The sequence below is a fragment of the Streptococcus sp. HMSC063B03 genome, from assembly GCF_001836965.1.
In the GTDB taxonomy this organism is placed as follows: Bacteria; Bacillota; Bacilli; order Lactobacillales; family Streptococcaceae; genus Streptococcus; species Streptococcus pneumoniae_F.
In genome coordinates this window covers 1-9,884 of the sequence record NZ_KV831051.1, presented here as the reverse complement: position 1 = coordinate 9,884, position 9,884 = coordinate 1, and the positions used below count along the sequence as shown (strand labels likewise).

At 40.4% G+C, this 9,884-nt stretch carries 7 protein-coding genes, 1 other RNA gene and 2 pseudogenes; 2 read left to right on the top strand and 8 right to left on the bottom strand.

All coding sequences use genetic code 11. The annotated features are described in order from the left end of the window. The 8 genes and pseudogenes from cbpJ to HMPREF2628_RS07110 all read right to left on the bottom strand — a co-directional run. Window positions 1-508: pseudogene (gene cbpJ, locus HMPREF2628_RS07145) on the bottom strand (choline-binding protein CbpJ); the annotation flags it as partial. A 101-nt stretch (window positions 509-609) separates the two neighbouring features. Beyond that, a complete protein-coding gene (locus tag HMPREF2628_RS07140; protein WP_042751679.1) occupies window positions 610-1,299 on the bottom strand; it encodes a response regulator transcription factor in 690 nt (229 codons plus the stop codon). A gap of 11 nt (window positions 1,300-1,310) precedes the next feature. Continuing rightward, entirely contained in the window at window positions 1,311-2,735 is a 1,425-nt protein-coding gene (gndA, locus tag HMPREF2628_RS07135; RefSeq protein WP_000158778.1) for an NADP-dependent phosphogluconate dehydrogenase, read from the bottom strand. Between the two features lie 75 nt (window positions 2,736-2,810). Continuing rightward, window positions 2,811-4,199, bottom strand: coding sequence for a cell division site-positioning protein MapZ (locus HMPREF2628_RS07130; protein ID WP_070842758.1), 1,389 nt, complete (start codon window positions 4,197-4,199; stop codon window positions 2,811-2,813). Window positions 4,200-4,211: 12 nt separating this feature from the next. Beyond that, window positions 4,212-5,369, bottom strand: coding sequence for a THUMP domain-containing class I SAM-dependent RNA methyltransferase (locus HMPREF2628_RS07125; protein ID WP_070842757.1), 1,158 nt, complete (start codon window positions 5,367-5,369; stop codon window positions 4,212-4,214). Between the two features lie 84 nt (window positions 5,370-5,453). Continuing rightward, an RNA gene (gene rnpB, locus HMPREF2628_RS07120) (RNase P RNA component class B) lies at window positions 5,454-5,835 on the bottom strand. A 20-nt stretch (window positions 5,836-5,855) separates the two neighbouring features. Continuing rightward, on the bottom strand, window positions 5,856-6,185 hold the full coding sequence (gpsB, locus tag HMPREF2628_RS07115; RefSeq protein WP_070842756.1) for a cell division regulator GpsB: 330 nt from the start codon (window positions 6,183-6,185) through the stop codon (window positions 5,856-5,858). Window positions 6,186-6,257: 72 nt separating this feature from the next. Continuing rightward, window positions 6,258-6,785, bottom strand: a complete 528-nt coding sequence (locus HMPREF2628_RS07110; protein ID WP_004263565.1) for an SLOG family protein — start codon at window positions 6,783-6,785, stop codon at window positions 6,258-6,260. Window positions 6,786-6,851: 66 nt separating this feature from the next. Between HMPREF2628_RS07110 and recU the strand changes: the two are divergent. Both recU and pbp1a read left to right on the top strand, forming a co-directional pair. Further along, window positions 6,852-7,449, top strand: a pseudogene (gene recU / locus HMPREF2628_RS07105) (Holliday junction resolvase RecU). Further along, complete coding sequence (gene pbp1a, locus HMPREF2628_RS07100; RefSeq protein WP_070842755.1) at window positions 7,446-9,629, top strand: penicillin-binding protein PBP1A; 2,184 nt, start codon at window positions 7,446-7,448, stop codon at window positions 9,627-9,629. The pseudogene recU and the gene pbp1a overlap by 4 nt, the downstream one beginning before the upstream one ends. Window positions 9,630-9,884: the final 255 nt, after the last annotated feature.

Genomic DNA, 9,884 nt, shown 5'->3' with positions numbered 1-9,884 from the left:
CATAAAGCCAACCTGTCTTTAAAGAATGATCTTGATTAAAGTAATAGTTCGTGTAAAAACTCTTCTCTTCTTTATCTTCCGGATTTGTACGTTTTTCCCCATACTTTCTTCCAACGCTGTCTTTAGTTTTAACCTCTAATGCTTTCCAACCAACAAACTCTTGTAGCACTCCATTTTTATCGAAATAGTACCACTCTGACTTTGGAAAACCTTCTAATCTGATACCATTTGGGTAAGGACCAATTGTACTACCTTTAGATGGAAACGGAATATATTGCCAGCCGACAACCATCTCTCCAGATAGAGGATCAAAATAATAGTACTTACCATCAATCACTCGCCAGTAGGTTTCTTTGAGTTCCCCCTTCTTGTAGTAGGTTCTACCATTTTCTTGGACAAATTGCCAACCTTCTGAATCAGCATCATCCGCCAATACTGCACTTGTTGCTAGCAAACCTAAGAAAAAGACTGCTAATGCAATTTGCATCAATTTTTTTATTGTTTTCATTAGACGTATCCTCCATAACTGATTATAGCAAAGCCCCAACTGTATGTCAATATATAGAGAACCCCCTCAAAAAAAGCAGTTACATAACTGCAACTGCTTTTCTATTCTTGCATGGTGTAACCGACACCACGAACGGTTTTAATGTAACTTTTTTGACCTTTTACATCAAGCTTGCTACGTAGATAACGGATATAGACATCCACGATATTTGTTTCGGTCGCACTTTCATACTTCCAGACACTTTCCAACAACTGCTCACGAGTCAGAACTTTCTTGCTTCCCATAAGAGTAGCCAAGAGGTCATACTCACGACGCGTCAGAGCAATCATTTCCTCGCCACGATAAACGGTATGATGCTCTACATCCATACGCAGATTGCGGTAAGACGTTGGAACCTTCATCTGACTACAGTGTTGGTCGATGAAGTCCCGACCTCGGAAAATCGCTGAAATACGAGCCACCAAATTGTCAATAATAACCGGCTTATAGATGTAAGAAACGGCAAAGCGTTGGATTGTCTCAATCTGATCTTGCAAGTCTTCGCGATGGTCCAAGACCATAATGACTGAGGCTGGCTTAGTCCGACTCAGCTTGGCTGCAAAATCCTGGGCTGTCATATCCCCCAGATGAGCATTCAATAAAATCAAGTCATAGTCTGTCTGAAGAGCCATGGAGAGGGCTTTTTGCCCCTCCTCAACCTGATCAACTCGGTATTGCTCTTTTTGGAGTTCCAAACTTAAAAAATGAGCTAGATTTCGTTCTTTCTCAAGTAATAAAATCCGTTTCCCCATGGCAGACCTACTTATTTTTCGTCATACCAAGAGTAGTGGAATGTTCCTTCTTTGTCTTTACGTTGGTAAGTGTGGGCACCAAAGTAGTCACGTTGTGCTTGGATCAAGTTAGCTGGAAGGTCAGCTGAACGGTAGCTATCAAAGTAAGTAATAGCTGCTGAGAAAGTTGGCACTGGCACACCAGCTTGAACAGCAAGAGCTACGATATCACGCACTGCTTGTTGGTACTTAGCAGTGACATCCAAGAAGTACTCATCCAAAAGAAGGTTAGCCAGGTCTGCATCACGGTTGTAAGCATCTGTAATCTTTTGCAAGAAACGAGAACGGATGATACAGCCATCACGCCAGATAGATGCGATGTCCGCAAATGGTAAGTTCCAGTTGTTTTCTTTAGAAGCTACACGCAATTGCGCAAAACCTTGTGCGTATGAAATGATTTTTGAGAAGTAAAGAGCTTGACGGATTTTTTCAATCAACTCAGCCTTGTCTCCTTCAAATTTGAAGGCAGCTGGTTTTGGAAGAACCTTGCTAGCATGCACACGTTCTTCTTTGTAAGTAGAGATGTAACGTGCAAATACTGACTCAGTGATGAGTGACAAAGGCACACCAAGATCAAGTGATGATTGGCTAGTCCATTTACCAGTTCCCTTGTTACCTGCAGCATCAAGGATGTAGTCTACGATTGGTCCATCTTGGCCTTCATCGTCTTTACGGCTCAAGATATCAGCTGTGATTTCGATCAAGTAGCTGTCCAATTCACCCTTATTCCACTCAGTAAAGATTTCAGCCATATCTTCTGCAGAAAGGCCTAGCAAGTGTTGCATCAAGTCATAACTTTCTGCGATCAATTGCATATCACCATACTCAATACCGTTGTGAACCATTTTCACATAGTGACCAGCTCCATCAGGACCAATGTAAGTCACACATGGTTTGCCATCTTCTGGTGCTTTAGCTGAGATTTCTTCAAGAACATCTGCAACCAATTCGTAGGCTTCTTTTTGTCCACCAGGCATGATAGAAGGACCTTCAAGGGCACCTTTTTCACCACCAGAAACCCCAGTACCGATAAAGTTGATACCTGAGTTTGCCAATTCTTCATTACGACGGATTGTATCTTTGTAGAAAGTGTTTCCTCCGTCGATCAAGATATCACCCTTGTCAAGGTGTGGAAGAAGGGCTTGAATTGTAGCATCTGTACCAGGTCCAGCTTGAACCATGAGCATGATACGACGAGGTTTTTCGATTGAGTTTACAAAACTTTCAACGTCATAGCTTGGTACAAAGTTCTTTTCAGGATGGCAAGCAATTACATCTTCAGTTTTTTCTTTACTACGGTTGTAAATAGCAACTGTGTAACCACGAGATTCAATATTAAGGGCAAGGTTACGACCCATTACGGCCATACCTACGACACCAAAGTTAGCTTTTGTCATTTGACACTCCTCTTGTTTAATTTGTTTTATTTTATCATTTTTACTTTTGAAAAGAAAGAATTTTGTAACGACTGCTTAGTAGTCCAAAGCATCCGCATGTCCAGAACCATTTCCAACAAAGTATCCTGTCTTACAGTTAAGGGTAAAGAGATAGGTTCCATCTGGCTTGTAGAGGTTGTAATAACCATTGCCATTAACGATATTAACACGTTCAAGGATATATTGGTTACCAGTGATATAACCACGTGAGCGTGAAGTCGCTAGGATTTTTTCCAAGACACCATCCGCGAAATCCCAGGCAGAATTATTGCTATCATCAACAGCTGATTGATTGAACGGCACACGACTCGAAGCTCTCTGGAGGTCAACTCCAGAACTTGATAAACCGCCATGGCTATCATCACGTGCAGAAACCGAACTATTTGTTGAGGCGCTTGAAGATGGACTTGTGTTGTCTGCAGCCCTCTCTGTTGATGAACTTGAACTTTCTTGACTTGAGCTTGAGCTAGAACTTGAAGCACTTGTTTGTTGGCTTTTACCAAGGCTGATAGCCTTATCTAGCACTTTATCAATCTCCGTATTTCCAGTTTTAATATCTGTAAATTTAGCATCTGATTTAGCTTTAGCGTTAGTGTCCAAAACTCCATCTACAATAGCTGGCTTCTCAAATTGAGCATTGACATCTTGAATGGCCTTTATTTGAGTCGCTAGACTATCATACTTAGATTTTGCTAGCGTATATTCACGACTACCTTCTAGCTTATCAAGCAAGTTTTTCAGTTGACTTAGTTTATCAAATTGGCTATTCTTCAAAGCCGTTTTGTTGCTATCTGTATAGAAGGCATCATATAAATTATTGAATTCTTCCACATCTGACTGCGTATTTGTAGTTGATTGAGAAGTTTGGATTTCCTTGGTCGAACGAGCCACCTGACGATAAATATAATAACCAGTTCCAAGGATAAGAACCACTAAGGCTGCTAGAATACCGTAAAGCACCCATTTCTTCTTACTTTTTCCATCTTCACTATCTGTGACTCGATAAAGTGTTGGAATATCTTCAGTCTCAGAGGCTTCAACAAGAGGAGTTTCTGAAACTCGTGTTAATTCTAAATCATCAAACTGACTCAATTCATCTTCTGAAGCTGGAGAAGTTACTCCTGTTTCCTCACGAAGCTCTTGAAGTAAATTATCCAGAGTCTGAGTCTCCTCTATCTCTTCTATCCCTTCTTTTTCAACTAAATCATCCTTGCTAAACTGACGCGTTTCAAACTTATCTGCCTCAATTTCATCTTTATGTTGTTTCACATACTTGTCCAAGATAGAATCTCCAGGCAATACACCTGCTTCCACCTCTTCATTTTTTAGCATGGCTTCTCCAACCGTTAGCTCTTTGGCATCATCAAAATCAAATTGCGCTTCTTGATGTTCTGTTATATGACGATCATGTCTTTTCTTACTCATGAGTTTTCCTTCCTACTTTACTTCCTGACGTTTAACACGCTGACCGAAATATTGATACAAATCAACTTTTAAAGTTCCATTGTACAACTTGCGCTTCTTGTCCGCCTGACTGCCGTACTTGGTCTCAAAGGCTTCATCACTAGTTAGGATAAATTTGCTCCACGTTTTCAGCGGTGCAAATACTTGCCCCATCTCAGCATAGAGTTTGGTAACTCCTGCATCATCTGACAAGCGTTCCCCATAAGGTGGGTTAGAGATAATCACTCCATTGATTTTATCGGAACGCAAATCCTGCACGCGCATCTGCTTAAAGGTAATATCTCCTGCAACCCCTGCTGCCTGAGCATTGGCCTTAGCAATTTCCACCATACGTGCATCGATATCACAGCCCATGATATCTAGCTCAAGCTCACGATCCACTTTCTTAGCCGCTTCTGTACGCACTTCTTGAATCAAGCGATCACTAATCCAGTTCCACTCCTCAAAGGCAAAGGAGCGACAAAGACCAGGAGCCATCTTTCTAGCAATCATAACTGCCTCGATACAGAAAGTTCCTGAACCACAGGTCGGATCAATCAAGGGCTTGTCTGGATACCAGTTAGAGAGTTGCAAAATAGCTGCTGCCATGTTTTCCTTGATAGGAGCCCCACCCTTTTCGGTACGATAGCCACGTTTAAAGAGACTGGATCCTGTCGTATCAATCATGACAGTTGCTATGTCTTTCAGAATAGAAACCTCAATCTTAAACTCAGGACCATTCTCCATAAGAGGAACACCTTCTGGACGGGCATAGTGTTTTTGCAACTTTTTAACAACAGCCTTCTTTGAAATAGCCTGTACACTTGGTTCATTGTGTAGTTTAGACTTAACACATTTGGCTTTTGAAATCGGAAATCGAGCTCCAAGTGGTAAATAATTTTCCCAATCTAGAGCGAAAACTCCTTGAAAGAGCTCCTCAAAAGTCTTAGCTGGGAACGTTCCTACGATAATCTTGATACGGTCTGCCGCTCGAAGCCAGAGGTTGGTTTCGATGATGGCTTTCGCATCTCCTTGAAAACGAACACGTCCATTTTCAACCTGACAATCGTAGCCCAACTCTCGCAATTCACGTCCCACAACAGCCTCAAGACCCGCTGCAGCAGTAGCGATTAAATTAAATTCTTTTTTCATTTTCAGTCTTATAAGACCTTTCTATATGTCCACTTTAAAAAATGAGGTTGAGAAAGTTTTCTCAGCCCCAACCTATATGCAATTTTCTATAAGCCATGTTTTGTTCCAGAAGTGACTAGGACCACTTCCTTCGATAATCATCTGTCTACCGCTAACAGCCTACAGCTGAAAGTAGTCAGAGTACTACGTTCGTTTCCGTGTACTCCATGCCCCGACCAAAATTTGGGTTGCTAGCTTGAGGGGTTTACCGCGTTCCACTCTCTCTGTTTCCAGAGAGACTCCGTCACTGTGGCACTTTCAAGCCTACTCTGGCCTATCCGAGGACTTAGCCATTTCAACTGCCGTAACGATTTCTCGTCCCTAGGCTTATGGTTTCGCCTAGCACAAACACTACAGGCATCACAGCCTGTGCTAGCATGGACTTTCCTCATGAAAAGAAATTCTCCTCACGCGATTATCCAAAAATTGCACTTTTCAAATAAGCTCTTATAAATCAGAGTTATCCAAAATTTGTTTACCAAATACTTCTTTCTCAAGACGATTTAGTCGTTTCAAAATATCAAAATTCGTCATAGAAGTTGTAGCCGTCATTTCAAGTGGTTCTGCTTGAACCGTTGCAGATTCAGGTTTGCGAGACAATTCTTCCTTCAACTCTGCAATTTCTTGACGGAGAGACTTGACTAAGGCAGCATAAGTTTCGTAGTCCTTGATGACATCGTCCAAAAATTCATCAACTTCAACCTTACTATATCCACGGACTTCACGTCCAAATTCTTGCTCAAAAATATCTTTTGCTGAAAAAATAATACTTGCCATCTCTCTCTCCATTCTCGGTTTCTAATAGTATTATTATATAAAAAAAGGCAAACAAAAATCAAGGTCAAAGGCTTACTTTTCAGAAAAATTTTCTGCTAGCTCATTTAGGTCTTCAAACGTTAGCCTTTTTATGCGATACCCTTCCTGATTTTTCATCAAGGTATCCATAAATTTTAATTTTGTCTCATTTTCTGGATCATAGAAAAAATAAGCTAAATCAGTATTTTCCAGTAAAAATCGTTGGTAGTCTCGTAGTTGCCCCATATGTTCATATTTAGGATAGGCATATTTGACAAAATCTACCTGCTTAAATTGACTAAGTTTAAGCTGATTCGCTTCATTCCAATTTTCCCCGTGTGTTTCAAAATCAAAAATGGTCGCTAGGTTGAAATCATATTCTTCTTTCATTTCATTTGCGACATCCAGCACCCAAGATTCAAATCCCAAGTTCCCTGTAAAGACCAGCCAATTAATCCCTTCTTCTGCCAAACTTTCTAAATCACGGCGAATGGCTTTCTTTATAATTTTTAACCTGATATCTTTTTCGTTAAAGACACCCAAGTCAAAATTAGAATATCCCATAATTAAAGCTGTAGTCATTTTTACACCTTTCTTTCTATTTTTATGGTATAATAGAGTGATGTTATTGTACCAATAAGGAGAAATATGGTCAACTATCCTCATAAAATTTCATCAAAAAAAAAACAAAACATCCATTTCTCAACCAAATAATTTCGCAAATCGAGGAATGACTTTTGAAAAGATGATTAACGCTACAAACGACTACTATCTGACGCATGGCATGGCAGTTATCCATAAAAAACCAACGCCTGTTCAGATTGTTCGAGTAGACTATCCTCAACGTAGTAGAGCCAAAATTGTAGAAGCCTACTTTAGACAAGCTTCCACAACAGATTACTCTGGCGTATATAGAGGACATTACATTGACTTTGAAGCCAAGGAAACACGACAAAAGAATGCTATTCCAATGAAGAACTTCCATCTTCACCAGATTCAACATATGGAACAAGTTCTAGAACAGCAGGGTATTTGCTTCGTACTGCTTCATTTTTCTTCTAAACAGGAAACTTATTTGTTGCCGGCATTTGATTTGATTCGCTTTTATCATCAAGATAAGGGGCAAAAATCTATGCCACTTGGATATATTCAAGAATATGGATATTTAGTAAAGCAAGGGGCTTTCCCTCAAATTCCCTATCTCGACATTATCAAAGAACATTTACTAGGTGGTAAAACAAGATGAACAAACAAACTATTCTGCGATTCTTAAAATATATCGGAATTACGTTCCTTACCTTATTTATCGCATTATTTCTATTAGGTGGAGGTGTCTTCCTCTACTTTGTTAGCAAGGCTCCAACCTTATCTGAAAGTAAATTAGTTGCGACGACCTCTAGCAAGATTTATGACAATAAGAACGAACTGATCGCTGACCTTGGATCTGAACGTCGAGTAAATACTCAAGCAAATGAAATCCCTACTGATTTGGTCAAGGCCATCGTGTCTATCGAAGACCACCGTTTCTTTGATCATAGAGGTGTTGACACCATTCGTATCATGGGTGCGGCATTGAGAAACCTCCAAGGTGGAGGAGGCCTCCAGGGAGCCTCAACCTTGACTCAACAATTGATCAAATTAACTTATTTTTCTACTTCAACTGCCGATCAAACTTTGTCACGTAAAGCTCAAGAAGCTTGGCTAGCCGTTCAACTAGAGCAAAAAGCAACCAAGCAAGAAATCCTGACCTACTACATCAACAAAGTCTACATGTCTAACGGTAACTACGGAATGCAAACTGCAGCCCAAAATTACTATGGAAAAGACTTGAAGGATTTAAGCTTACCACAGTTAGCACTCCTAGCCGGAATGCCACAAGCACCAAACCAATATGATCCTTATTCTCATCCAGAAGCTGCTCTAGAGCGTCGAAACTTGGTACTTTCAGAAATGAAGGGGCAGAAATACATCAGCGCAGAAGAGTATGAAAAATCTATTAATACCCCTGTTACCGATGGTCTACAAAGCCTGAAATCCGGTAACAGTTATCCTGCATACATGGACAACTACCTTAAAGAAGTAATCGACCAAGTTGAACAAGAAACTGGTTACAACCTTCTTACTACAGGTATGGATGTCTATACAAATGTGGACAAAGATATCCAACAACGACTCTGGGATGTTTATAACACCGACCAATATGTCACTTATCCTGATGATGACATGCAAGTAGCTTCGACTATTGTAGATGTATCTAATGGTAACGTTATTGCACAACTTGGTGCTCGTCATCAAGCAAGTAATGTTTCATTCGGCACCAACCAGGCTGTGGAGACCAATCGTGACTGGGGATCAACAATGAAACCCATCACTGATTATGCTCCTGCTTTGGAATTTGATATCTATGACTCAACTGCTACCATTGTACGCGATATCCCGTATAATTATCCTGGAACAAATACCCCTGTCTACAACTGGGATAGAGGATACTTCGGTAATATCACCCTGCAATATGCACTACAGCAGTCTCGCAATGTTCCTGCTGTAGAAACACTCAACAAAGTTGGATTAAATCGTGCAAAAACCTTCTTAAATGGTTTAGGAATTGACTATCCAGATATGCATTATTCTAACGCCATATCAAGTAACACAACTGAATCTAATAAGCAATACGGCGCAAGTAGCGAAAAAATGGCTGTTGCTTATGCTGCATTTGCCAATGGTGGTATCTATCACAAACCGATGTACATTAATAAAGTTGTCTTTAGTGATGGTAGCGAAAAAGAATTTTCTGACCCTGGTACCCGAGCTATGAAAGAGACTACTGCTTACATGATGACAGAAATGATGAAAACAGTCTTGACCTCTGGAACTGGTTCTAATGCCTATATTTCATGGCTTCCTCAAGCCGGTAAGACAGGTACCTCTAACTATTCAGATGAAGAAATCGAAAATCATATTAAATCAAGTCAACTTGTTGCACCGGATGAAATGTTTGTCGGCTATACTCGTAAATATTCGATGGCCGTATGGACAGGTTACTCAAATCGTCTTACTCCAGTCATCGGCAATGGGTTCACAGTTGCTTCTGCGGTCTATCGTTCAATGATGACTTACCTATCAGAAGATGACCACCCAGGAGATTGGACTATGCCTGAGGGCTTATATAGGAGTGGAGAATATGTCTTTAAGAATGGAGCTCGTCCTACATGGACTGCTCCTGCTACTCAACAAAGTTCTACACCTGCTCCTGCGAACCAGACTCCAGAGACTTCAACCTCTCAGTCAAGTGTAACGACACCAAACACAAATCCAAATTCAAATACAGCTACTCCCAATGCTGGAACCAATGAGAATACGGCGACACAACAACCAAGTACCAATCAAGGGCAGCCTAACCAAAATCCTCAACCAGCGCAACAATAAATTACTAACCACCCAAAAATTGGGTGGTTTTTCAATCTGTTCTTTGTTCAATCAATAATTAGATAATAAAAACCTGAGAAGGTCAATTGTACTTCTCAGGTTTTTTTGTTCTATACACTCTACTGGTTTAGAATACTGTTAAGAGAGAGTTTAATTGTCATACACAACTAATCTTTTTTACTTTTTGCTACAAAGATAGCAGATAAGGCTAGTCCAACGCTTGCCAAGAAAATAGCTGTTTCTGACTGTTTTTCA